This window comes from Bacillus cereus group sp. Bce041, from assembly GCF_052646455.1.
On the sequence record NZ_JBQXON010000001.1, the window covers coordinates 712,775 to 738,442 of the forward strand.

Here is a 25,668-nt window from a genome sequence, read left to right on the forward strand (position 1 = left end):
TCCCCATTCTTTCATTTTATAGATTCACAAACATATTGTAGTAATGCTTCTACAGTGTACTCTTTCGGCACAATAACAGACGGAAAATAAAGACTTGCCTCTTTTTCCGTAATAGGTCCTATACAAGCAATTGTACATTTTTTTGTCCATTCTCTCCAGTTTGTACCCTCAAGTAAACGAACAAAACTAGTAACAGTTGAAGGGCTCGTAAATGTAATAATGTCTACTTTCCCTAACTTCAATGCTGCTATAAGTTCTTGCTTTTTTTCTATATTCACTTTCGTACCGTATACGATTAGCTCATCTAGAGAAACACCAATTTCCCGAAGTGCAACCGGAATTACCTCTCTTGCTAAATTCCCTTTCGGAAATAAAATACGTTCGTTTCCACTTAATTCTTTTAGAAACTCTTCTGCAAATGCTTCTGCAACAAATGAAGTCGGAACAAAATGAACTTGATAGCCCCTTTTTTCTAACTCTAATTTTGTTTTCACACCTACCGCAGCGATTCTAATGGTTAGCGGTAGTTTTTTTTTTAAACTATCTAGAAAAAAAGCTACACCATTTCTGCTCGTAAAAATAACCCAGTCGTATGAATGTAGCTGCTCTTCAATATGTTGAATTTGCCTATGAGACATACCTTCCATACGCAAAAGCGGAATTTCCAATGGAATTCCGCTCTTTTCTTTCACTGCTACACTCATTTGTTTCGCTTGATGCTGGGCACGTGTAATCAATACCGTTTTTCCAGCGAGAGCGTTCATATTTATTGTTGCTCCTTATTTGCAGCAAGAATGAGTTCTTTGGCGCCTTGTTTAATTAAACGGTCCGCGGCCTCTAACCCTACTTCCTCAGGATTAGTACCCACTACTGTCTCTTTTAATAAAACAGAGCCATCCATAGAGCCGACAAGAGCTGTTAATTCGATTGCATCGTTTTCTGTAAGGGTTGCATATCCAGCAATTGGAACTTGGCATCCACCTTCAAGTTTATGAAGAAATACTCGCTCCGCTGCCACTGTTCTTTCTGTTATCGTATCATTAATATGCGCTAACAACTGCAATAAATCCTTATCATCCTCACGACACTCAATCGCTAATGCACCTTGTCCTACAGCAGGTACACATAACGTATCATCTAAATGTTCTGTAATAACATCATTATCCCAGCCCATTCTTTGTAATCCAGCTGTCGCTAAAATAATCGCATCGTAATCTTCTTCTTTTAATTTACGTAAACGTGTATCGATATTCCCGCGAATCCACTTCACTTGTAAATCTGGTCTCGCAGCGAGTAGCTGTGCACTACGTCTTAAACTACTCGTACCTAAAATAGCACCTTCCGCTAACTCTTTAAACGATGCTCCATTTTTTGAGATAAAAGCATCACGAGGGTCAACACGCTTTGGTGTACAGCCAATCATTAAACCTTCTGGAAGTACGGCTGGCATATCTTTCATACTATGTACAGCCATATCGATTTCTTTCGTAAGTAACGCATGCTCAATTTCTTTAACGAACAAGCCTTTTCCGCCTACTTTTGAAAGAGTAACATCTAAAATAACATCACCTTTTGTGACAATTTCTTTCACTTCAAATTCATATGGTAGACCTAGGGCTTTTAACTGATCAATAAACCAGTTTGTTTGCGTTAATGCTAGTTTACTCTTTCGTGACCCTACAATAATTTTGCGCATAATTCTCTCTCCTCATTATAAATACCAAAAGTGGAAATTGGACAAACTGCTTAATAGAAAAATGTTTACTAGCATTACGAGAAACGATCCGATATTCCACTGTACAATTTTCTTACCTTGCAACACATCTGCCGCTCGTAAATATAAACCTGTGCAATACACAAATAGAACGACAAAAGATCCGATTACTTTCGTATCATACCAATGGAAATTATCCAATTTTGTATATCCCCATATACATCCTAATAAAATTGCTAGTAAGAAAAATGGAACAGAAAATAAATTTAATCCGTAAGACATAGATTCTAGCTTCGGTAAATTCCCTAACCTTCTTAATCTCGCATTCCATTTTTTCTTTTTTAATAGGCGATATTGCAATAAATACATAATAGAAAAAATGAACGATACAGTAAACGTTGCGTAAGAAATAATTGCCATACCGACATGCACGTATACAAGTTCTGAAACTAATTGTTCCGCAAGTACTGGCGACATCTTTCCGAGCGGTGTAAAAATAGAAAAAGCGCTTACGCCAAATGCTACAACATTTGTAAAAAAGACTAAAAAGTCAATTCTCATAAATCGATTAATAACTAACGACATCGTAATCAATAACCAAACATAAAAATAAATCCCTGATAATAAAGTTAAAATAGGATTCGTTTCTGAATCTGTAGCTCTAAGCAACATAAAAATAGACTGCAGGACCCATACAATCGCAAGTAACCAAAAAGCAAATCGGTTCGCCTTTCGGTTACTTTGGAAATAATCTATAAAATATAAACTAATGCTACAAGCATATAAAATAATTGCAATATGATAAATAATACTGTTATTTAAAAAACTCATCCGATCATCCTTCCAAATTATAAAGATGGAACGGATGGTGTCCACACTCTTTTATGTTCTACTTCTTCCGCACGACTCTCTACTTCTTCCGTTTCTAAATCAAAAATCTTTGCAAATAACGCTAATTTTTCGCTCGCTCCCTCTTCAGCAGCTATTTCTTTCGCTACTAAAATTGGGTCTTTTAATAATTGATTAATAATACTTTTCGTATGCTTACTAATAACTTTTTTCTCACGATCACTAAGGTTTGGTATTTTTCGCTCTAGGCTTACCATCGTTTCACTTTGGATTGCAAGTGCCTTATCACGAAGAGCTGATATTAATGGAACAACACCAAGTGTACTTAACCACGTTTTAAACAGAACAATTTCCTCTTCAATCATAAATTGAATTTTCTCTGCCTCTTTCAAACGCTCAGCACGGTTTGCCTCCACTACTCCTTGTAAATCATCAATATCATACAAGAAAGAACCTTCTAGCTCATCAATCGCTGGATCAATATCACGCGGCACTGCAATGTCAACCATAAATAATGGACGACCAGAGCGCATTTTCTCCACCTTTGTCATCATCTCTTTCGTAATGACATACTCAGATGCACCAGTTGAACTAATTAAAATATCTGCTTCTAATAATGCACATTGTAATTCGCTTAACGATTTTGCATGTCCCATATATTTCTCAGCCATTACTTCTGCTTTCGAAAGCGTCCTATTCATAACTGTTACTTTACGAGCACCACTTCCATATAAGTTTTGTAGTGCAAGTTCGCCCATTTTACCAGCACCAAGAATAAGCACATGACAATCTGTTAACTCGCCAAATATTTTCTTTCCAAGCTCAACAGCAGCATAACTAACAGACATTGCACTTTCCCCGATTGTTGTTTCTGAGTGGGCACGTTTTGCTAATGTAATGACTTGCTTAAACAATTCATTAAAAATTGTGCCTGTTGCTTTAACTTGTTGCGCTTCTAAAAAGCTATCTTTTATTTGACCTAAAATCTGCGTTTCTCCGACTACCATTGAATCTAAACCGCACGTTACGCGGAATAAATGATCTATTGCGCCATCTTGTTCAAAAATAGTTAAATATGGCGCGACTTCTTCTATTTCAAGCTGAAACCAATCAGCTAAAAACTTCTTAATATAATACCGTCCCGTGTGTAATTGATCGACAACAGCATAAATCTCAGTGCGATTACAAGTTGACACAATGACATTCTCTAACACGCTCTTTTGATTTTGTAATGTAGTCATCGCTCGCTCTAGTTCTGCTGCCTGAAATGTGAGTTTCTCACGAAATTCTACAGGGGCTGTTCGATAATTTACACTAACAACAAGAATATGCACGCAGCATGTCCCCCTTCACCCGTTTTATCACTTTATCTACTATCATAATACAACTTTCCTCTTATGAATCTGACAATCGTGTGAACAACCGATTATTTTTTAATTATTCTCCGTATGTAATAAAGGAGATTCAGTAACACTAATAAAAAAATTTCTACTTTATAATGATTATAAATTAATAACTCTATTTGTACGTTACCAAAAAAAGCCCTCATAATCAAGTGATGGAAACTATTCCATATAAATTATAACATCATCTTCCCTATCTTCTTTCATCATGAAGGAAAATATGTATGATTGTTCCAAAATGTAACAAAGACTTTCTCAATACAATGTATTTGACATTGCATTTCTTTTTCGTTATATTAGTTTTACAAAATTAAATTGTGCACAACTTAATTAGAAGGGAGTTATTTATGACAGAAGACTCTTTGCATCTAGATAACCAACTTTGTTTTTCTATTTACGCCTGCTCTAGAGAGGTTACTCGTTTTTATCGACCTTATTTAGAAGAAATGGGTATTACGTATCCCCAGTACATTACTTTACTCGTACTATGGGAGCAAGATGGACTAACAGTAAAAGAAATTGGAGAACGTCTATTTTTAGATTCTGGTACGTTAACACCTATGTTAAAACGTATGGAATCATTAAAACTTGTAAAACGTGTTCGTTCCAAAGAAGACGAGCGAAAAGTTTGTATTGAATTAACAGAACAGGGCAAAGATTTAAAGGAAAAGGCTTGTTCATTACCGACAACGATGGCTACAAACTTAGGAATTACAGAGCAAGAATATCGCTCTTTATTAATTCAACTAAATAAACTGATTGACACAATGAAAACAATTAATGATGGAAAAGGGGAATAAATATGGATAAATTATATACTGCTTCAGTAACAGCAACAGGTGGAAGAAATGGGAAAGTAGTTTCAGATGATGGCATATTAAATCTTGATGTAAAAATGCCGAAAGCACTAGGTGGTGCAGGCGGAGAAGCAACAAATCCAGAACAACTATTTGCAGCTGGTTATGCAGCTTGTTTCGATAGTGCATTACAACTTGTCATTCGTACAAAACGTGTGAAAGTAGAAAGTACAGAAGTAACTGCTCACGTTTCTATCGGAAAAGATACAGATGGTGGTTTCGGCCTATCTGCTGTACTTGATGTACATGTGGCTGGCGTTTCACATAGCGAAGCACAAGAACTTGTAGAAGCGGCTCACGGTGTATGTCCTTACTCGAAAGCAACACGAGGAAATATTGAAGTTACATTAAACGTACGCTAAAAAATTTAGCAAAACAAAAACGCGCGACATTCGTCACGCGTTTTTTGTTTTTGTAAATTTATGAATTGCTTTCCACGCTTCTTCTTTTCCAAGTCCTGTTTCAGAAGAGAATAGAACAATTTCATCGCCAATTTCAACAGCAAGCGTTTCTTTTACAACTTTTAAATGCTTTTGCCATTTCCCTTTCGGAATTTTATCGGCTTTCGTCGCAATAATAATTGTTGGGATTTCATAATGCTTTAAGAAATCATACATCATCACGTCATCACTTGTTGGTTGGTGACGTAAATCAACTACTAATACAGCTGCGTCTAATTGTTCACGCGTTGTAAAGTACGTTTCAATCATTTTCCCCCATGCAGCGCGCTCCGATTTAGATACTTTCGCATATCCATAACCTGGAACGTCAACAAAGTGCATCATCTCATTGATTAAGAAAAAGTTCAGCGTTTGCGTTTTTCCTGGTTTAGAAGAAATACGTACTAACTTTTTACGATTTAAAATTTTATTAATAAAGGAAGACTTCCCCACATTTGAACGACCTGCTAATGCAATTTCTGGTAAATCACTGTCTGGATATTGTTCTGGTTTAACAGCACTAATTACAATATCTGCTTTTGTTACTTTCATTGTTTCACTCCTACTAATGCGTGCTCCAATACTTCATCTAAATGAGATGCAAGCACAAACGTAAGGTTTTCTTTTACGCTCTCTGGAATATCATCTAAATCTTTCTCGTTTTCTGCTGGCAAAATAATTTTTGTTAAGCCTGCGCGGTGAGCACTTAATGTTTTTTCTTTTAAACCACCAATTGGTAATACACGACCACGAAGTGTAATTTCACCTGTCATACCGACTTCTTTACTTACAGGAATACCTGTTAGCGCAGAAATAAGTGCCGTTGCCATCGTAATACCTGCTGACGGTCCGTCTTTTGGAACTGCTCCTTCTGGAACGTGAATATGAATATCATTTTTCTCATGGAAATTCGGATCGATCTGAAGCTCTTCTGCACGAGAACGTATATAACTAAACGCAGCTTGTGCTGATTCTTTCATAACATCCCCAAGTTTCCCTGTTAAAATTAGTTTCCCTTTTCCTGGCGCTACAGAAACTTCAATGGCAAGTGTATCGCCGCCTGCTGCTGTGTAAGCTAGACCTGTTGCCATACCAACTTGGTCTGTTTTTTCAGCTTGCCCATAACGGAATATGTGTTTACCAAGTAAATCAACAATCTTTTTCTCTGTCACAACGATACGTTTACGTTCTGCTGTAACGATAATCTTCGCTACTTTACGGCAAACTTTTGCAATTTGGCGCTCTAGCGTACGAACACCAGCCTCACGTGTATAATAACGAATAATCTCAAGCAGCGCTTCATCACGCACTTGTAAATTACCTTTTCGTAAGCCATGTTCTTTTAATTGTTTCGGCAATAAATGCTCACGAGCAATGTGTACTTTTTCAAGTTCTGTATAGCCAGCAATCGAAATGATTTCCATACGGTCAAGTAATGGACCTGGAATACTTGAAAGTGTATTAGCAGTTGCTACAAACATAACTTTTGATAGATCATATGGTTCTTCAATGTAATGATCACTGAAGTTATGGTTTTGTTCTGGATCTAATACTTCAAGTAATGCCGCTGATGGATCTCCACGGAAATCGTTAGACATTTTATCAATCTCATCTAATAAGAAGACTGGATTAACTGTTTTCGCCTTTTTCATACCTTGAATAATGCGTCCTGGCATTGCTCCAACATATGTACGGCGGTGACCACGAATTTCAGATTCATCACGCACACCACCAAGAGATACACGGACGAAGTTACGATTCAATGATGTTGCAATTGAACGCGCTAACGAAGTTTTGCCGACCCCAGGAGGGCCTACTAAACAAAGGATAGGTCCTTTTAATGAATTCGTTAACTTCTGTACAGCTAAATATTCAAGTACACGCTCTTTCACTTTTTCAAGACCGTAATGATCGTTATTTAAAATCTCTTCCGAATGAGCAAGATCAATTATATCTTCTGTTGCCTCTGTCCACGGAAGCGCTAATAACCAATCAATATAATTGCGAATAACACCACTCTCCGCAGAACTTGCTGGTAACTTTTCATAACGATCTAATTCTTTCAGCGCAGCCTTCATTGTTTCTTCCGGCATTCCTGACTGTTCAATTTTCTCACGAAGTTCTTCTACTTCTCCGCCCTTGCCTTCTTTGTCGCCAAGTTCAGTTTGAATCGCCTTCATTTGCTCACGTAAGAAATATTCTTTTTGCGTGCGCTCCATGGAACGTTTCACTTTTTGCCCAATTTTCTTTTCTAGGCTAAGTAACTCTTGTTCATCTTGAATAATTGAAATAAGTGTTTGTAATCGTTCTTTTACAGATACAATCTCTAGAATCTCTTGTTTCTGCTTCGTTTTAATCGGCAAATGAGAAGCAATTAGATCAGCTAATCTCCCTGGTTCTTCCACATCAGCTACCGTTGCAAATGTTTCATTTGAAACTTTTTTCGAAACTTTAATATATTGTTCGAAATGCTCCAGTAACGTACGCATAAGAGCTTTCTCTTCTAAATCATCTTCTACTTCTTCAGTTACCGTTTTAATCGACACTTGTACTACATTTTCTTCTTCGATAAACTCTATTACTTCTGCTCTATGTAAACCTTCCACAAGGACACGAAGCGTACCGTTCGGCAATTTTAACATTTGCTTCACTTTCGCCACCGTACCTACACTATATATGTCATCTTCTTTCGGATCATCGATATTCATTTCTTTTTGCATTGCTAAAAAGATGATATTTTCATCCATTGCCGCCTGCTCTAGTGCTTGTATCGATTTATCACGTCCTACATCAAGATGCAAAACCATCGTTGGATATACGAGAACGCCTCTTAATGGTAGGAGGGGCACGATTCTTTCGTTCGTATTCATACTAGACATAGCACCTCCATAATAAATTAAACTCCTGTTCAACTATTTTATATTACAATACACCTAGATGCAATTGCTGAGATTCCGCGCAATTGTAAATAGCTTGTTTTTCTACCTCACGAAAAGAAAAAAGACTCCGATTAAGCATACAAACTTAAACGAAGTCTGGCAAATTTTATTATTGTTTATTTTCACATAGATTGTGCATCAGTTTCGTCTACCTTAGTATGTACATCTAGCTCTCTATGCATATTTTCTTGCATAAACGTTAACTCAAATACTTCTTTTAACTTACGGACAGGAATAATTTCAATTCCCTTGATCGTATACAAAAATGGTTGCATATTTTCAGCAGGAATAATGACTTTCTTAGCTCCCGCTTTTTTCGCAGCTTTTATTTTTGCGTACACGCCACCAATAGGTTTTACTTCTCCGTGTATACTTATTTCCCCTGTCATCGCTACTTCATTATTTACATACGTGCGGTGCACCGCAGAATATACACCTGTTGCCATAGCGATTCCTGCAGAAGGGCCATCAATCGGGATACCACCTGGAAAATTAATATGTATATCATATCCTTCTGGCAACACATCTAAAGAACGAAGTACTGTTAATACATTATCAACAGAGCCTTTCGCCATACTTTTACGACGAATCGATTTCGTTTGACTACCAATACTTTCTTCTTCCACAATTCCGGTAACATTTACCGATCCTTTATCTTTCGCCTTGATTGCTGTTACTTCAATTTCTAATAACACACCTGTATTTGGTCCGTATACAGCAAGACCATTTACAAGACCAATCCTTGGAATCGGATAAATGCGCTTTTCATATTTCGGTGTAAGCTGACTTGAGTGAACAACCCACTCTATATCTTCATCCTTAATGAAAGAACGTTCTTCATTTATCGCCATACCAGCAGAGATTTGCACGAGATTAATCGCTTCTCGTCCATTCCTTGCATACATCCCGATCATTTCAATACCATTTTCACCTATTTGCATTTCCACTTTTTCCGCGGCATTTTTCGCTACTTTTTGAATTTCTTCCGTATCTAATTCACGGAAAAATACTTCTAAGCAACGTGACCGAATAGCAGGAGGAATTTCCTCTGGCGAACGTGTCGTTGCTCCAACTAAGCGAAAATCTGCCGGTAAGCCTTTTTGGAAAATATCATGTATATATGTTGGGATCATCGTATTTTCTTCACTATAGTACGCACTTTCTAAAAATACTTTTCGATCTTCTAACACCTTTAACATTTTGTTCATTTGAATCGGATGGAGCTCGCCAATCTCATCAATAAACAAAATACCACCATGTGCATCTGTTACAGCACCTTTTTTCGGTTGCGGAATACCTGCTTGCCCCATCGCCCCAGCACCTTGATAAATCGGATCATGCACCGAACCTATTAAAGGGTCTGCGATACCACGTTCATCAAACCGAGCTGTTGTCGCATCAAGTTCAATAAATGTTGCATTCGTACGAAATGGAGATTTAGGATTTCGTTTCGCTTCTTCTAATACAAGACGTGCTGCCGCTGTTTTCCCAACACCTGGCGGGCCATATATGATTACATGTTGCGGATTCGGACCACAAAGAGCCGCTTTTAACGACTTAATTCCGTCCTCTTGCCCTACAATATCTAAAAAGGTTGTAGGACGCACCTTTTCTGCTAGCGGCTCTGTTAAAGAAATCTCACGCATTTTACGAAGCTGTTCTAATTCTTTTTTCGATTCTCGATCAATTGAAACTTTTTGTGTTCGTTGATTTCGAAGTAAATGCCAGAAATACAATCCGACAATTACACCAAAAACAAGTTGAACAACTAAAAATATATTTGTCCAGCTCATTATTTATTTCCTCCCGCAATATTTTATCTCTTAGTATTTCCGCGGAGGAACGTAGCTAAACATAAAGAAAAACAGCAATTATAAAAATTGCTGTTTCCCTTTCGCATTATGCAGATGTTTTTGTATCAAGTACAGTACCGTCTTGTAACACCAATTTTGGCGGCTCATTATCAGCTACTGTTTCTTTTGTAAGAATACACTTCTCGATATCTTTACGAGATGGAAGTTCGAACATTACATCAAGCATTAAGCCTTCAATAATAGAACGAAGTCCACGAGCACCCGTTTTACGTTCAATTGCTTTTTTCGCAATTTCGATTAGTGCACCTTCTTCAAACTCTAACTCAACATCGTCAAGCTCCAATAATTTTTGGAATTGCTTAACAAGTGCATTTTTCGGTTTCGTTAAAATATCAACAAGAGCATCTTCATCAAGTGGCTCTAGGTTCGCAATAACTGGAAGACGACCGATAAACTCTGGAATTAAACCAAATCTTAAAAGATCCTCTGGTAATACGTGAGATAAAACATGCTTCTCATTCACATCAGCATTTTTCTTCTCAGAACCAAATCCAATTACTTTTTCACCAAGGCGACGTTTAATAATCGGCTCAATGCCATCAAACGCTCCACCACAAATGAATAAGATGTTCGTTGTATCAATTTGAATAAACTCTTGGTGCGGATGCTTACGACCACCTTGAGGTGGAACGCTTGCTACAGTACCTTCTAAAATTTTCAGAAGTGCCTGCTGCACACCTTCACCAGATACATCACGTGTAATTGATGGATTTTCGGACTTACGTGCCACTTTATCAATCTCATCAATATAAATAATTCCTTTTTCCGCTTTCTCTACATCATAATCAGCTGCTTGAATTAATTTTAGTAAGATATTTTCTACATCTTCCCCAACATATCCAGCTTCTGTTAAAGATGTTGCGTCCGCGATTGCAAATGGAACATTTAAAATACGCGCTAACGTTTGTGCAAGTAATGTTTTACCACTACCTGTTGGCCCGATAAGTGCGATATTACTCTTCGCTAATTCTACATCATCAATTTTGCTGTTAGAATTAATGCGTTTGTAATGGTTATATACCGCTACCGCTAGTGCTTTTTTCGCGCTATCTTGCCCGATGACATACTCATCTAAGATTTCACGAATTTCTACCGGTTTCGGTACATCTTTGAATTCTACTTCTTCGTCCTTCGCAAGCTCCTCTTGTACAATTTCAGTACAAAGTTCGATACACTCATCACAAATGTAAACACCTGGACCTGCCACTAACTTTCGAACTTGCGTTTGTGTTTTACCACAGAAAGAACATTTTAATTGCCCTTTTTCATCATTAAATTTAAACATATTTTCACACCCCTTACAAAGTGCTAACCTCTTGCCTTCGTATGTACACGATAAATGTATCGTATGTAAATACATATTATGTCACTACGTGGCGAGAAATACAAATAATATGACTAGTTATGTACAAATAAAAAAATTTTAAAACTTTTGAAATATGTATATTCGACTTGTAAAGGAACTTTTCCTTCTCCATCGAAAAGTTTTATAAATATATTTCTATATTTATAAAACAAGGCACGATTTTAATCGTGCCTTGTTATTTTATTATGCAGCGTTTTCTACTAAGAAGTCTACAGCTTTACGCACTTTAAGATCTTCAGCTAAAGCGTCTACGCTTCCAAGAGCTTGCTTGATAGCGTCTACTGGCATACCGTACATTTCAGCCATTTTTTCAACTTCTGCAGTTACTTCTTCTTCAGTAACTTCGATGTTTTCAGCTTCAATGATAGCTTCAAGAACAAGATTGATTCTTACACGTTTTTGTGCATCTTCTTTCATTTGCTCTTTTAATTTGTCAGCATCAGTACCTGTGAATTGGTAGTAAAGCTCAAGGTTCATACCTTGTTGGCTTAAACGTTGCTCGAATTCACGAACCATACGATCTAACTCAGTGTTGATCATAGCTTCTGGAATTTCGATTTCAGCGTTAGCAGCAGCTAATTCTACTACTTCGTCACGTACTTTGTGCTCAGCTTCGTGCTTTTTGCCTTCTTCTAAGTTTGTGCGAAGTTTTGCTTTTAATTCATCAAGAGTTGCAACCGCTTCGTCTGCTTCTTTAGCGAACTCGTCGTTTAACTCAGGAAGTTCTTTTGTTTTGATTTCGTGAATTGTTACTTTGAATGTTGCTGGTTTGCCAGCTAATTCAGCAGCATGGTACTCTTCTGGGAATGATACTTCAACGTCTTTAGACTCACCAGATTTAAGACCGATTACTTGCTCTTCGAAACCTGGGATGAATGTACCAGAACCGATTGCTAGAGAGTAGTTTTCGCCTTTTCCGCCTTCAAATGCTTCGCCATCAACGAAACCTTCGAAGTCGATTACAGCTGTATCACCGTTTTCAACAGTTCCTTCTTCTTTAACAACTAGTTCAGCTTGACGTTCTTGTAAAGATTTTAATTCGTTCTCTACATCTTCGTCAGTTACAGTTGTTTCAACTTTTTCTACTGCTAAACCTTTGTACTCACCTAATTTAACTTCAGGTTTCACTGTAACTTTTGCAGTGAAGATAAGGTTAGCATTTTTTTCGAACTTCTCGATGTCGATTTCAGGATGATCAACTGGGAAGATACCAGCTTCTTCAATCGCTTCACCGTATGCTTTTGGTAAAATGATATCTAAAGCATCTTGGTATAAAGATTCAATACCAAAGCGTTGTTCGAATAATGGACGAGGCATTTTTCCTTTACGGAAACCTGGTACGTTAATTGTTTTTACTACTTTTTTGAACGCAGCGTCGATAGAGTTGTTTACTTCTTTAGCATCAACTTCGATTGTTAAAACGCCAACGTTACCTTCTAATTTTTCCCATTTTGTAGACATTTATTCTTTCCCTCCAACTATAATAATGTATGCACATACCTCTATAGATTAAGATCTTCATTATCTCTTTTTTGAAATAACAAATAGACAAATAATCCTCTAGCAAAAGCTTTCAGATATAATGTTCCAATCTACTAATTGCCCAGAAGACAACTACGGTATATTTTGTTCGAGAATAATATGAAACATATTAAGTAAGAGAATTACACTTCTCTTCTCTTACAAACAGGCAGTTTTCTGCCTTTTGCAACCCTTACATTATAACATAGAATATGCTCGTTTCAAGAACTGAACGATTCTTTTTCATAATTATACGGGCAAATATCCTTCTCTTTCAACACGTAATAACCATTGATAGGCAATATGAAACTCTTCCAATTCGATATTGTATGCTGCCATAAGCTCTTCTTCATCAATAGCCAATCCGAAACGCTTTCTTCCAATTCTCTCTAAAACAGCTGACCAAATCTCTTCTTTATCCATTAATAGAGCAAATGGGAAAACACTAATTTGCAATTCTTTCCAAAATGTAACCATTGCTTCAAATATATCGGGATAATTTTGCTCTAATCGACTTGATAATTTATGTATAATGTTATTGGATTGCTCCTCATTATGACCTGTAAATGCTGGAATTACCTTAATCGTATTCCCAAACTTTTCTACCTCTATTTCCTCTTCTACCTGACTTTCTATCATTTTATACAAAATAGAAGTTTTCAAATAGGGGTGTTGCTCTTCTTCTATTAAAAATTTCTTTAAAACAGGTAATGCAAGATCTAAGTCTTTTAACGAAAGTCGCTGAATCGCTCTTAGCTTCTGTCCAAAGTTTTCTCCAAAAATTTCATTAGTAAACTCATCCAACTCAAAATTTGAATCGACTAGCGATGCGTCTCCCTCATTGAGCATACCTTCTGCAAATAAAGCAAGTTGCGCTAATTTTTCCTTTTGATCAGGCATTATATCTTTCGTTTGTAAAACCTTTTCAACAGTTTCAATAACACCTTCATAATCATTTGTTTGAACTAAAATAGTCACGTACGTTTCAAGAATATCACCAAATAAGACAACTCCTGTTTTAAGCAACTGTTCACATTTGTCTTTCGCTTCTTCCATACGTTTTAATTCGAGTAAACAAATAACTGAAGCTAATTCCGTTTGTTCCGTTTCCGCATTATACTGACGTAATATTTCAAAGCAGCGCAATGCATCTTCGAACTTCCGCTCTTTCAGCGCTAAAAAACCTTCATCAATATAGCGCTCTGATAGTTGTGGAAACAATACGACCGTATTTTCTTTTTTATCCATACGTCCGCCTCTTTTTCTTGATTTTAATTATGTTCAAAGTAAATATATCAAATGCGTAATGAGAACACAACATCCCAAAACTATTTGTTTGAAATATAAAAATATTTAATTTTTACATTCCAATACGAATAAATCTCTACTAAAAATTAAAATTGTACAAATAAAAATCCCCAGCAACAAGCGCAGAGGATTCATCATTAATGGAAAGCTTTTATAATTGTGGGGTATATTACAAGGGTAATAATTTGGAGAACAATAATTGCCATAACAATCATGCTAAAATAGAAGATTGGTTTACTTCGCTTCATTAAAAACATAATAATAAGCATCGTACAAGCAAACAAACTTAAGAAGAACAAACTTGTTGTCGAACTAAGTATACCACTTGGGACAAAGAACAATAACACTACACTACAAGTACCTATAATTCCAAATAACCATTCCATTCATTCACTCATTCCCTTTCCCTCTCATGGCTGTTTTCTCTAAGCAATCAAATGTTTCACAACATCAACTACATACGTTAATTTCTCATATGCTACAAATCCAAAAGCAACCGTTAAGCCCGTTACAACTAATCCTTTCATCATTTCTGCCTCCTCGTTTTATCGTTGTTATCTTCATTATAAAAGATTAGCAATTTGTTACCATCGAACTACCTTACAGTTACCTTACAGAATTGTAAGATTTCAAAAGAGGATAGAAAAACACCTCACATAGCTTGAGGTGCTTTCACGGAATTTCTCTATAATCACTTGCAAAATTAACTTTTTTCTCTTGGTTATTTTTCGGAGAATCCAATCTTAAACTAATAGATTTACTAAATAATTTAGGATCAAAATAATTATTCATTACTTTTCTTAACTTACCTTCAGATATTTTCGTATTACAAGAAAACAAAGGATGAAAATCATGTTAATATATTTTTATACAATTAAGAATTTAATTTACAAGGGGGATTATATATGTTTAAAAAAATGGCCGCAGATGTATTAGGACTAAGCGATGTAGGTTCTGTTATTACACCTAAAGACTATGATAAGGTCGATGCCGATGATTATGTAATGCATGAAGATGGAGAGAAAATTTACTTTCTAATTAAATCGAAATCAGATGAATATTGCTTCACAAACAAAGGGTTAATTCACTTAGACGGTACAAGCGCAACAAGTAAAAAACGTACACTACGCCGCTTTCGTTATAGTAAATATCAAATTAAAAACGTAGCACTCGAAACTGCAGGAACGATTGATTTAGATGTAGAAATTAAGTTTCAAATGGGCGATGAACATTACTCAATTGATGTTCATAAAAAACATATTGAAGAATTAAAAGATTTATATAAGGCTTTACTTAAAATCGAAGAAATTTCATACGACAACGATATTACATTACAATATGCACATAAAAGTTTAGATATGGCATCTAATGCCTTTAGCCGCATTTCAAACGCACAAGTAAATTTAGCAGAGCAATTTAAAGAAATGAACGAGATTGCCTTTAACTGGCTTGTTGATACGAAGAAACAATATAATGTGAAAGATTATGGTTTTGTATTTGAGAAGTTTATTAACAACTAATTTCAAATACACAAAAAACCTTGTTATCAAGAGATAACAAGGTTTTCTTAGCGTCCCAGGAGAGATTCGAACTCCCGCTCCGCCCATTTCCGTACTATTTTATATATTTTGATCGCAGTCTTAATATATCTTCTCCTTCGCGAATGCCTGCCGATCCCTTCCTCACATTTTTTACGACAGTCCAATTCGGGTTAGTTTCATCACCGATGTTCTGTACTGTAAAATTGCCATCACCATATTTTCGGTGGCCTTCTGCCAATTTCTCCGTTAAATCATTCTCATTTGATCTCGCCATCTTTGCGCCATCTCCCTTTTTTATACGACCTTCTTAAACCATCTAACCAATCACAGGTCCAGTCAATTGGAGATTCTCATTTTCCGCTTCTATTAATTGTAACACACTGCCGGGGATAAGTTCCGATAACTGCTGCTCAACCGTACTAGAATGGTAAAGAATTTTATAATATTGCAAGTAAACAATTAAGAGAATCTGGATATGGATTTGAGTTCCATCATAAACCTATTAATTCTTTAAATTAAATAAGATGAATAGGGCACATAAATGGCGCTCTTTTTATTTAAGAAAAAAAGTACATATGCAACTGCTTAATATCAAAGGAAAGGTCGCAAATATTAAGCATGAACTACACTTATAACCCAAACATCAAATTTTAGACAAACAAAAAACCTTGTTATCTTTTGATAACAAGGTTTTTTTAGCGTCCCAGGAGAGATTCGAACTCCCGACCGTACGCTTAGAAGGCGTATGCTCTATCCGGCTGAGCTACTGGGACATGGAGCGGGTGAAGAGAATCGAACTCTCGACCAGAGCTTGGAAGGCTCTTGTTTTACCACTAAACTACACCCGCATATGTTATTTTCTTTTATTCGTTAGCGCCGTTGCCCTATCGACAATATTTATTATATGTATAACCACACATAAAGTCAACACCTTTTTTAAAAGAGGATAAATTTTCTTATCCTCTTTTAAAAACTGCCTGTTCAACTAGTTGTCCGTCTAACGTTTCAAAACGAACTTCCATTTGATTTTCATCCATTTCTAATAAAGCAAATGTCTTTTCTACACGCTGACGTGGTAATAAAATACTGCCTGGATTAATAAATAAAACGCCCTCGATTAATTCCGCACCTAATACGTGAGAATGTCCGAAGCATGCAACTTGCGCTCCCACTTCTTCAGCATGATACGCTAGCGTTTGTAATGTCATTTTTACATTATGTCGATGCCCATGTACAACTAAGAAGCGAATTCCATCTACATCAGTTACAATTTCATCTTGAAAGTTAGCATAATCACAATTTCCTTTTACAACATGGAAACCTTGCAGCTCTTCATGAGCAGGCGTTAGCTCTGAATCACCGCAATGAATCATGATATCTACTTTCCCTTCATACTTCTCTTTTAACTGCTGTAATTCCTTCACAGAGCTATGACTATCGCTTACGATTAAAGCTTTCATCAATCTCTCTCCCTTATTCTCCTAAAAACCATTCAGGGATTTTTTCTTCTAGCTTACGAAGAGCACGTCCGCGGTGACTAATAGCATTTTTTTCATCTGAACTTAATTCCGCCATTGCTTTTTTGTATTCTTCCACATAAAAGATCGGATCGTATCCAAAGCCATTTTCTCCGCGGCGTTGTTCTAAAATAAATCCTTCACATGTCCCGTTTACAATGACAGGCTTTTTATCACCTTCAGGGAAAGCTACTGCTAATGCACAGTAGAAGCGAGCTTTACGCTTATCAAACGGTATTTCATTTAATTCTTGTAAAACTTTATCAATATTCGCTTGATCATCTTTTGGCTCTCCAGCAAAACGAGCTGAATACACGCCTGGTTTCCCGTTTAACGCATCTACAATAAGACCTGAATCATCCGCAATTACAATTGCATTCAACTGTCTACTCAAACTATCCGCTTTTAAGATCGCATTTTCTTCAAATGTTTCACCAGTTTCTTCGACTTCTTCAATATGAGGAAAATCGTGTAATGATTTCACTTCTAAATCAAATCGCTCAAATAACTCAGCAAATTCACGTACTTTCCCCATATTTTTTGTCGCTACAACAACTTGTTTCATACTTTCCACCTCTACTCTATATGAGATACGATGTCACCTAACGCTTCTTTTTGCATATCAATCAGTTGGAAAATGCCTTGTTCTGCTGCATCAAGTAATTCATTTAACTGCGCTCTACTAAACGTCGCTTCTTCTCCAGTTCCTTGCACTTCAACAAACTGACCTTTTCCAGTCATAATTACATTCATATCAACGTCTGCTTTAGAATCTTCTGCATAGTTTAAATCTAAAACAACACCTTGCTCTTCAACAATTCCTACTGACGTTGCTGCTAAATAATCTTTTACTGGAATTTTAGATACTTTTTCTGCTTGTAATAACTTCTCAAACGCTAATACCATCGCTACGTATGCACCTGTAATAGAAGCTGTTCTCGTTCCACCATCTGCTTGGATGACATCACAGTCAATCCAAACTGTTCTCTCGCCAAGCGCTTCTAAATCAACTACCGCACGTAATGCTCGTCCAATTAAGCGCTGGATTTCCATTGTACGCCCTGTTACTTTCCCTTTGCTTGACTCCCTAATCGTACGTTGTTCTGTTGCACGCGGAATCATCGCGTATTCAGCTGTTACCCATCCTTTTCCTTCTCCACGCATAAACGGTGGTACACGCTCTTCAATTGTTGCTGAGCAAATCACCTTTGTATCCCCAACTTCAATTAATACAGATCCCTCTGGATGTTTTAAATAATTCGTATGAATATGTATATGGCGTAATTCTGTTTTCTCTCTACCATCTACTCGCATAAAAATAACCTCCTCTTAATTACTACTCGTTAGTATAGCCAAATTTAAATGTATGATATGTATACAATAAAAGAAGGAGAACCCAAAAAACAATTCTCCTTTCTTACTTAAGTATATCAAATTATTCAAGATTAAAAACTACCTGTATTCACGTTTTCTGGACGATCTACAGGTTTTATTAACTTTCCGCCCTTTTCATCTATAAGATTTGCTTTTCCATTCACTTCAATAGAAATATTTTTCACACCTTTCTTTTCTGTTAAAGATAAAACTAACGACTTCAATACGTAATTTGAGATCATATTTTTATCTGGGTTTACAAATATATTTTCATTAAAGTTTAATGTAAGATTTCCGTCTTGTAATTTCGGATTCGTAATAAGCTTAACGCCTGGATTAAAATCATTCAGGAGCGATTGATGGATCGGACCTTTTACAAGTTCATCTATAATTGCTGCATAGTCATTTTCTTTACCTTCCGCAACGCGGCGTGTGACTGGTACGTAGTATTGCTGTTTATTATTATTTTGCGCCATAAAATACAGTGTGACTGGTTTTGTATTTGTTACATCTGCTACTTGTTCATCATCGAAGTTAATACCATTTGCACGGCTCACTCCTTCACCAAGCGGTGTACCACCAACCGGCATCTTTGCCAATTTCTCACCATTTATTTGGAACTGCACTTGTTTTATCTCTGTAAATTGCGTCAACGTCCAAGCTATAGATTCAACGATTTGACGCTCTTCTTCTTTCGCATAGTTTTTCATTTCTTTAGAGAAATCAATAACTGCCGTTCCGTCCTTTTTCAAATCTAAAGTCATCGTTGTATTCGCCGGAATGACTGCACGAAACCCATTCGGTAATAAATTCGTTACCGGTCCATCTTTCACAAGGTATTCTAACGTTTGCTTCACAGTCTCATTTGCTTTCGGAGTAGGTATAGCTAACGTTTGTGGTACAACATAACCATTTTTATCAACAAGGTATAGTTCTCTGTTTACCATTTGCCCTTGCTTATCTTTTTTAGCTACTTCTTTCTCCCCACCCTCTGTATACGTAACTTGTTTTGGCGGATCAATTTGTTCAGTTGCTTTCTCTTGATTTATAAAGCCACACCCTGTTAGTAAAACAGCGCTCACAGTAGCACCAACAACCCATTTAAAAGTGGATTTAGGCATGCCATTCCCCCCTAAAATCTAAGTTTGTACTATTATGTATACGAGCTGTTTCACGTTTTAGAACAAGCTGCGCCTCTTATAAATTGAAACTTTAATCAGTAGGGGTCTTACTCCCCAGCAAATAGCAAGATAAAACAAAAACTCCTGATTTCTCAGGAGCTCACTTATATAAATTCTACTATTATTCTTTTTCTAAATGAATATGCTTCACATTTTCAATCGGTTGACCGAACCATTTTGATGCAATTTCTTTAAACAAGCCTATTTTTCCTGTTGTTAAGAAGAGATGATCGCTTTGTTCTTCTCCTTCATTCAACATTTTACTATGATATAAGATTGTACTTACTTCACGTGCTGTTTCATCACCAGAACTAATTAGTTGCACTTTATCTCCCATTACTTTTTTAATAACAGGTCCTAAAATCGGATAATGTGTACACCCTAATATAAGTGTATCAATATCGGTACTTTTCAGTGGTTGCAACGTTTCTCTTACAACTTCATACGCCATTTCACTTTCGAAATTCCCACTCTCTACAAGTTCAACGAAAGGTGGACAAGCTAAACTTTCTACCATAACACGGTTATTAATAGACTTTAACGCCTCTTCGTATGCACCACTTTTCACCGTTCCAATCGTTCCAATAATCCCAACGTGATACGTGTTTGTCACTTTTAAAGCTGTACGTGATCCTGGGTGAATAACTCCTACTACTGGAATTGGTAATTGTTTTTGCATCTCTTCTAATACAACTGCAGTTGCTGTATTACACGCAATAACTAACATTTTAATATTTAAGTCTAGTAAATGCTCTGTCATTTCCCACGTAAATTGACGTACTTCTTCTCGAGAACGTGGACCATAAGGACAACGTGCTGTATCTCCTAAATATATGATACGCTCTTTCGGCAACTGACGAATTAATTCCTTCGCTACTGTTAAACCGCCAACTCCTGAATCGATAACACCGATTGCTCTATTCAACTTCATCACCCGTTTTCTCATTCATCATCTTTTATGTTTATCATTATATTTTACACACTTTAAGTTCGCTCACTTCAAATGCTTCTGTATGAAAATTTTCATTTTCCCATGTATAGACTAGGACCTTTTTTATTTTGCTCCTTTTTTTCGTAATTTGCAAGATAGAAAAATAACCGACCTTCTATAAGAAAGTCGGTTTCTTCTATATAAAGTGCATATTCATTGCTCCATCTTTTTTTGAAAAGAAGACATTCCCATCAATAAGAAGAAATGAGCAGCAATTAAAATGACGATCAAAATAAAATTTAATCGATAACTATTTGTAGATTCCATAATTTTGCTCGCTACAGCTGGTCCAAATGCCATACCGAAAAAGTTAATTAAATTATATAAACCAAGACCGACTCCAACTTTAGCTGGATTTAATGTTTTCGGGATAAATGTGTTTAATGATACTTGAATTGCCGAATAACTCATAAATGTTAAAATAACCGCAAATAAAATAAAGAGTAAGTTCCCGTCCGGAATAATCCCTAAAATTAAAAAGCCAATGATCATAACTACAGAAGCTACATACATCATCTTCACATTCCCAAACGAAGGAATAATCTTTCCGGTAATAAAACTAGATACAATACCAAAGAGAGATGCAATAAACAATACAATTCCAATAACGAATGGAGACAATCCATGTCCTCTTCCTAACAGTAATGGTAATAATAATAAACTAGCACATAACGCCACATTAATGATAAATCCGACCGCTATTAAACGAAGTAATGGTTTATTTGTAAATAACTCAATATCAATAAACGGCGACTCTGTTCTCTTCATATGAGCCTTAAATAAAAATAGAAAAATAACAGATAACACAAAAAGCCAACTATTAATATTCACTCCTAATAAAATGGTCGTAATCAATACAAATAATAAAACTGCTCCAATGAAATCAAAGCGAAACACTTCATCTGTATGTCGCGCCTCTTCTGGCATAAATTTTACGAGTAAGAAAATACCAATCATTGAAATAACCATAAATAAAAATAAATACGGCCACCCTAACGTATTTGTAATTGCCCCACCTACTAAAGGTCCAATACCAACCGCTAATGCAATAGAAGAACTAATCATTGCTAACGCACCTGGTTTTTTAGCTGGAGCAACTAATTTCGCCACCGCAATCATACTAAGCGCAATAAACGCTGCTCCCCCGCTCGCCTGCACTAACCTTGCGAAAATGATAATTTCATAAGATTGATTCATAAATCCAACAATAGAACCAGCTACAAATATGATAATAGAAATAATTAATAGTCTTTTTACACTGTAACGATCAGCCAGCTTTCCATATATTATCGAACCAATACCGACAACTAAGGAATACCCTACTACAATCCAGCTTACTTTCGATTGACTAATTGATAAATCATTGGCAATATCCTCTAGCGCTACATTAAATAACACAGCGTTCATCGGTCCTAACAAAACAATAAAACATAATGTAAAAACAAACCATTTCGAATGGTTTCTTATATCTTTCCCCATGTGTAACACTCTCCTGATTGCAATTTTAAAACTATCAAACTATAGATAAAAAAATGAACTTATTTAAATGTTGTATCACCACTAAACAACTTCATTAAATGTGTAAAAGTTGCTAATTTATCGCGCGATAAAGTGAAACTTTAATCAGTGAGGTTTGTGTTCATCCCCCACTGATTATTAGCCCTCACCAATCGGGCTTTTACGGGCAGCCCAACCCCTACCTAAATTCTTTGCTTCCGCTGAATTTTGAGATGGAGGTCTTACTGCCCGTTAATGCGGGGTAAATTGAATTCGAAACGAAACACGTATGTTGTTCGATATTCATGGAACTATCATAGTTTCAGCATTACAGTTTGTCAACGAAAAATATACAAATTAAACTAATTAAGCCTTTTTAGTTTACTTTGTTCAAAAGTTATTATACACTAATTTCGAAGCCGATATAAGGAGGACTGGCATGATTATTCAAATTTACATTTTTTAACTTAATAAAATGAAACGCATACAGAACTTTTATATAGAAGAGACATTATAGGAGGATTATGATGAAGAGAAAAATGTTAGTTGTATTAACAAGCGTAGAAAAATACCCAAATTTAAATAGGGCTACCGGACTTTGGCTTGGTGAAGCTGTACATTTCGTAAAAAAAGTAGAAGAAGCGGGTTACGAAGTTGATTACGTCAGTCCACAAGGCGGTTATACACCAATTGATCCACATAGTTTAGCAATGGCGGAGAGTATCGATTGGGAATGGTATCAAAAGAAAGAGTTTATGAATCGCCTCGGTTCTACAATGAAACCAAGTGAAGTGAATCCAGAAGACTACGCTGTTATTTATTACGCAGGTGGCCACGGGGTTATTTGGGACTTCCCAGAAAATAAAGAACTTCAAAATATTAGCCGCAATATTTATGAAAACGGCGGAATTGTTTCTTCGGTTTGTCATGGAGCTGCTGGTTTATTTCATATTACATTAAGCAATGGGGATCGTTTAATTAGCGGTAAGAAGGTAACAGGCTTTTCAAATGAAGAAGAAAAATTAGCTGAATTAGATCAATTCGTTCCATTTTTAACAGAAGATAAACTCATTAAAAATGGAGGACTTTACGAAAAAGCCGCGCAACCGTGGGAAGCTTATGCTCTAGAAGATAATCGTGTTATCACTGGTCAAAACCCAGCTTCAGGTGGTCTAGTAGCCGAATTAGTATTAAAACAGTTGCAAAAATAATATGTACTAAAAAAGCAGATTCTCCTCTATTAAGGGAGATCTGCTTTTTTACGAAATCATTTGCAAAATAGCAATAACTTCTTTTTCAATTTCAGAATCATCAATTGCTTCTATATACTCTGGTTTAAAAAGTTGATACTTCTTTAATTGATAAAAATCAAGTATCGCTTTCTTTAACGTAATATCGTACTGAATACAAAAAGAATGATCTATAATACGTCTTAACATCACATCATCTTGTACCATAAATAATTGTGCATTCATTTTATTAAAATAACCTTGTTCCATACCCGCTTCAAAAAACATTTGCAAATTATGGTTACGATTTTGTTGGGCAGCGACTAATTGATCCGACAAATGCGGATATGCTTCTTTCAAATCTTGCAAAAAAACATCCGAAATATATGTCACACATTTTAAAGAATGGATAAACGTCTTTTGGAAACGTTCTGTAAATGACATACTTTCATCTTGATTATCCGCATCACCTTCGAGTAGATAGTTCATGAAATCCTCTACTACCGCCTCAATAATTTCATCTTTCGAAGAAAAACGTTTATATAAAGTAGCTTTACTAATATCCATATATTTCGCAATTTCATCTATTTTCAATTGGCTAAAACTTGTCTTTCTAATAATGGGCTTTATTTTATTAATATAAGTATTTGCACATGCGACTTTTCTCATTTAAAAGAGCCTCCCCTTTTGTCCATACAAAATAGTATAGCAAATTCACGAATGATTATAAATGAAGTTATTATACTCACTATGCCTTTTTAGTTTATTACATTTTCATATACTATACATAAAAAACTATAATCAATTATTACCAACTGGACGGTTACAAACCAATTTCGAGGCGGGAATTTTAGAATACAGTGAAACTTTAATCAGTGGGGGGGCGTTCATCCCCACTGATTATTAGCTCTCACCAATCGGGGGTCCTACTGCCCGGCAAATAGAGGGATAAAAATACCCACTACCTTTGTTAGTAGCGGGTACTTTTTCTATAATTTATTTACAGCCCTTTTTATAGCCTTACCTATTTCCACGCTAGACTGTGGATTTTGTCCTGTAATTAAATGACCATCTACTACTACATGCGGCGTAAAATTGGGGGCTACATAAAACAAAGCTCCTTCTTCTTTCAACTTACTTTCTAGCAAAAACGGAACGCGCTTTTCTAAATGTACAGCTCTTTCTTCATCGTTTGTATAACCTGTTATACGCTTACCCGCAACAAAAAACGAGCCATCCTTATTTTTCACACCGACTAAAGAGCTTACTCCGTGACAAACAGCCGCTACAATCCGGTTATTGTTATACATATTCTCAATCAAATTTGCTACATATGGATTACCTGGAAAATCTACAATCGCCCCGTGCCCACCACCAAATAAAACCGCATCATAATCCGAAAAATGAACATTTGAAATCGGCTTCGTATTTTGCAATAAAGAAGCTACATGCTTGAATTCGCGAGGTATACCATTCGGAATAGACACTCTATCTATAGGTACTCTCCCGCCTTTTATTGACACAATATCAACATCAAACTTAGCCTTTTTTAATACATGATAAGGAGCTGCGAGCTCTTCAAGCCACAAACCAGTCGGGTGTCCATTCATATCATGAGCACTTGTTGAAACTAACAGTATCCTTTTCAACATATCCCCTCCTTATTACCTATTTATGTATGAAACGTTTTTATCATTCATATAGCAAGTGAAGCAAACAAAAAAATAGCCGACTTTTATATAAAAGTCGGCTGCTTTCTTATAATTCGAGCTCTCCCATACGAAGAAGCTCCACAACTGCTTGTGAACGTCCTTTAACCCCTAGCTTTTGCATTGCGTTTGAGATGTGGTTGCGAACTGTCTTTTCACTTATAAAAAGTTCACCTGCAATTTCCTTCGTTGTTTTATCTTGAACCAGCAATTCAAATACTTCTCTCTCTCTCTTTGTGAGTAAAGGTTTAGATTGATACGCTTTTTCCTTCAACTGGTATAACCCTCCTTGCTTAAGCCAGAGCTGTGTATGTGTAAGTTGGGTGTTTATTTAGTCAAGATATTGTATGAACGAAAT

Annotated in this window: 25 protein-coding genes, 2 tRNA genes and 1 pseudogene; 5 read left to right on the forward strand and 23 right to left on the reverse strand. The window is 36.2% G+C overall.

The features are described 5' to 3' along the window. Positions 1-11: 11 nt before the first annotated feature. Genes hemD through hemA form a run of 4 tightly spaced genes read right to left on the reverse strand, consistent with a single transcriptional unit; the run spans position 12 to position 3,897 of the window. Positions 12-764 carry a uroporphyrinogen-III synthase gene (gene hemD, locus ACUN13_RS03720; RefSeq protein ID WP_000992353.1) on the reverse strand — a complete coding sequence of 251 codons (753 nt, stop codon included), beginning with the start codon at positions 762-764 and terminating at the stop codon, positions 12-14. Between the two features lie 2 nt (positions 765-766). Continuing rightward, the gene (hemC, locus tag ACUN13_RS03725) at positions 767-1,696 is read right to left on the reverse strand and encodes a hydroxymethylbilane synthase (RefSeq protein WP_001226407.1); all 930 of its coding nucleotides are present in this window, start codon (positions 1,694-1,696) and stop codon (positions 767-769) included. 15 nt (positions 1,697-1,711) lie between these two features. After that, positions 1,712-2,545, reverse strand: coding sequence for a cytochrome c biogenesis protein (locus tag ACUN13_RS03730; protein ID WP_000008991.1), 834 nt, complete (start codon positions 2,543-2,545; stop codon positions 1,712-1,714). Between the two features lie 17 nt (positions 2,546-2,562). Further along, positions 2,563-3,897 (reverse strand): glutamyl-tRNA reductase, encoded by a 1,335-nt coding sequence (hemA, locus tag ACUN13_RS03735; RefSeq protein ID WP_000547868.1) that lies wholly within the window; start codon positions 3,895-3,897, stop codon positions 2,563-2,565. 416 nt (positions 3,898-4,313) lie between these two features. On the opposite strand from hemA, the gene ACUN13_RS03740 reads away from it, so the two are divergent. Both ACUN13_RS03740 and ACUN13_RS03745 read left to right on the forward strand, forming a co-directional pair. Continuing rightward, the gene (locus ACUN13_RS03740; RefSeq protein ID WP_000133916.1) at positions 4,314-4,766 is read left to right on the forward strand and encodes a MarR family winged helix-turn-helix transcriptional regulator; all 453 of its coding nucleotides are present in this window, start codon (positions 4,314-4,316) and stop codon (positions 4,764-4,766) included. Positions 4,767-4,768: 2 nt separating this feature from the next. After that, positions 4,769-5,185: an organic hydroperoxide resistance protein gene (locus ACUN13_RS03745; RefSeq protein WP_000359781.1), complete on the forward strand. Its 417-nt coding sequence runs from the start codon at positions 4,769-4,771 to the stop codon at positions 5,183-5,185. 33 nt (positions 5,186-5,218) lie between these two features. On the opposite strand, the gene ysxC is transcribed toward ACUN13_RS03745, so the two are convergent. From ysxC to ACUN13_RS03780, 7 genes are all read right to left on the reverse strand, one after another. Beyond that, positions 5,219-5,815: a ribosome biogenesis GTP-binding protein YsxC gene (gene ysxC, locus ACUN13_RS03750; RefSeq protein WP_000869116.1), complete on the reverse strand. Its 597-nt coding sequence runs from the start codon at positions 5,813-5,815 to the stop codon at positions 5,219-5,221. Beyond that, entirely contained in the window at positions 5,812-8,142 is a 2,331-nt protein-coding gene (lon, locus tag ACUN13_RS03755) for an endopeptidase La (RefSeq protein ID WP_000097289.1), read from the reverse strand. Before lon ends, ysxC begins: the two co-directional genes overlap by 4 nt. 182 nt (positions 8,143-8,324) lie before the next feature. Further along, positions 8,325-9,995 (reverse strand): ATP-dependent protease LonB, encoded by a 1,671-nt coding sequence (lonB, locus tag ACUN13_RS03760; protein WP_445423668.1) that lies wholly within the window; start codon positions 9,993-9,995, stop codon positions 8,325-8,327. Positions 9,996-10,101: 106 nt separating this feature from the next. Then, positions 10,102-11,361 (reverse strand): ATP-dependent protease ATP-binding subunit ClpX, encoded by a 1,260-nt coding sequence (clpX, locus tag ACUN13_RS03765; protein WP_000472289.1) that lies wholly within the window; start codon positions 11,359-11,361, stop codon positions 10,102-10,104. Positions 11,362-11,625: 264 nt separating this feature from the next. Next, complete coding sequence (gene tig, locus ACUN13_RS03770) at positions 11,626-12,903, reverse strand: trigger factor (RefSeq protein ID WP_000105215.1); 1,278 nt, start codon at positions 12,901-12,903, stop codon at positions 11,626-11,628. A gap of 309 nt (positions 12,904-13,212) precedes the next feature. Next, a complete protein-coding gene (locus ACUN13_RS03775) occupies positions 13,213-14,211 on the reverse strand; it encodes a hypothetical protein (protein WP_445423669.1) in 999 nt (332 codons plus the stop codon). A 197-nt stretch (positions 14,212-14,408) separates the two neighbouring features. Further along, the gene (locus ACUN13_RS03780; RefSeq protein ID WP_001983650.1) at positions 14,409-14,657 is read right to left on the reverse strand and encodes a hypothetical protein; all 249 of its coding nucleotides are present in this window, start codon (positions 14,655-14,657) and stop codon (positions 14,409-14,411) included. A 519-nt stretch (positions 14,658-15,176) separates the two neighbouring features. On the opposite strand from ACUN13_RS03780, the gene ACUN13_RS03785 reads away from it, so the two are divergent. Beyond that, positions 15,177-15,791 (forward strand): PH domain-containing protein, encoded by a 615-nt coding sequence (locus ACUN13_RS03785; RefSeq protein ID WP_000473863.1) that lies wholly within the window; start codon positions 15,177-15,179, stop codon positions 15,789-15,791. Between the two features lie 94 nt (positions 15,792-15,885). Here the strand turns inward: ACUN13_RS03785 and ACUN13_RS03790 are convergent, their stop codons facing one another. Continuing rightward, a complete protein-coding gene (locus ACUN13_RS03790) occupies positions 15,886-16,086 on the reverse strand; it encodes a hypothetical protein (protein WP_000124460.1) in 201 nt (66 codons plus the stop codon). Positions 16,087-16,238: 152 nt separating this feature from the next. Here ACUN13_RS03790 and ACUN13_RS03795 point away from each other — a divergent pair. After that, positions 16,239-16,331: pseudogene (locus ACUN13_RS03795) on the forward strand (DUF6572 domain-containing protein); the annotation flags it as partial. Between the two features lie 180 nt (positions 16,332-16,511). On the opposite strand, the gene ACUN13_RS03800 reads toward ACUN13_RS03795, so the two are convergent. From ACUN13_RS03800 to ACUN13_RS03835, 8 genes are all read right to left on the reverse strand, one after another. Beyond that, positions 16,512-16,585: transfer RNA gene (locus tag ACUN13_RS03800), tRNA-Arg, on the reverse strand. 1 nt (position 16,586) lies between these two features. Beyond that, positions 16,587-16,660, reverse strand: a tRNA-Gly gene (locus ACUN13_RS03805). Between the two features lie 108 nt (positions 16,661-16,768). After that, entirely contained in the window at positions 16,769-17,272 is a 504-nt protein-coding gene (locus tag ACUN13_RS03810; protein WP_000645488.1) for a metallophosphoesterase, read from the reverse strand. 13 nt (positions 17,273-17,285) lie between these two features. Then, complete coding sequence (locus ACUN13_RS03815) at positions 17,286-17,894, reverse strand: XTP/dITP diphosphatase (protein ID WP_000815939.1); 609 nt, start codon at positions 17,892-17,894, stop codon at positions 17,286-17,288. 11 nt (positions 17,895-17,905) lie between these two features. After that, entirely contained in the window at positions 17,906-18,643 is a 738-nt protein-coding gene (gene rph / locus ACUN13_RS03820) for a ribonuclease PH (protein WP_001261765.1), read from the reverse strand. Positions 18,644-18,774: 131 nt separating this feature from the next. After that, positions 18,775-19,824: a spore germination protein GerM gene (gene gerM, locus ACUN13_RS03825; protein WP_445423670.1), complete on the reverse strand. Its 1,050-nt coding sequence runs from the start codon at positions 19,822-19,824 to the stop codon at positions 18,775-18,777. Positions 19,825-20,005: 181 nt separating this feature from the next. Beyond that, positions 20,006-20,815 (reverse strand): glutamate racemase, encoded by an 810-nt coding sequence (gene racE / locus ACUN13_RS03830; RefSeq protein WP_000774005.1) that lies wholly within the window; start codon positions 20,813-20,815, stop codon positions 20,006-20,008. Positions 20,816-21,028: 213 nt separating this feature from the next. Then, entirely contained in the window at positions 21,029-22,354 is a 1,326-nt protein-coding gene (locus ACUN13_RS03835) for an MFS transporter (protein ID WP_088345816.1), read from the reverse strand. 545 nt (positions 22,355-22,899) lie between these two features. Here ACUN13_RS03835 and ACUN13_RS03840 point away from each other — a divergent pair. Continuing rightward, positions 22,900-23,583, forward strand: a complete 684-nt coding sequence (locus tag ACUN13_RS03840; protein ID WP_000823849.1) for a type 1 glutamine amidotransferase domain-containing protein — start codon at positions 22,900-22,902, stop codon at positions 23,581-23,583. A gap of 48 nt (positions 23,584-23,631) precedes the next feature. On the opposite strand, the gene ACUN13_RS03845 is transcribed toward ACUN13_RS03840, so the two are convergent. The 3 genes from ACUN13_RS03845 to gerE all read right to left on the reverse strand — a co-directional run bounded on the left by ACUN13_RS03845 (position 23,632) and on the right by gerE (position 25,584). Continuing rightward, positions 23,632-24,270, reverse strand: a complete 639-nt coding sequence (locus ACUN13_RS03845; RefSeq protein ID WP_001233006.1) for a TetR/AcrR family transcriptional regulator — start codon at positions 24,268-24,270, stop codon at positions 23,632-23,634. Positions 24,271-24,590: 320 nt separating this feature from the next. Next, positions 24,591-25,253, reverse strand: a complete 663-nt coding sequence (locus tag ACUN13_RS03850; protein ID WP_000919607.1) for a type 1 glutamine amidotransferase domain-containing protein — start codon at positions 25,251-25,253, stop codon at positions 24,591-24,593. Positions 25,254-25,359: 106 nt separating this feature from the next. Next, a complete protein-coding gene (gene gerE / locus ACUN13_RS03855; protein ID WP_000659484.1) occupies positions 25,360-25,584 on the reverse strand; it encodes a spore germination transcription factor GerE in 225 nt (74 codons plus the stop codon). Positions 25,585-25,668 lie beyond the last annotated feature (84 nt).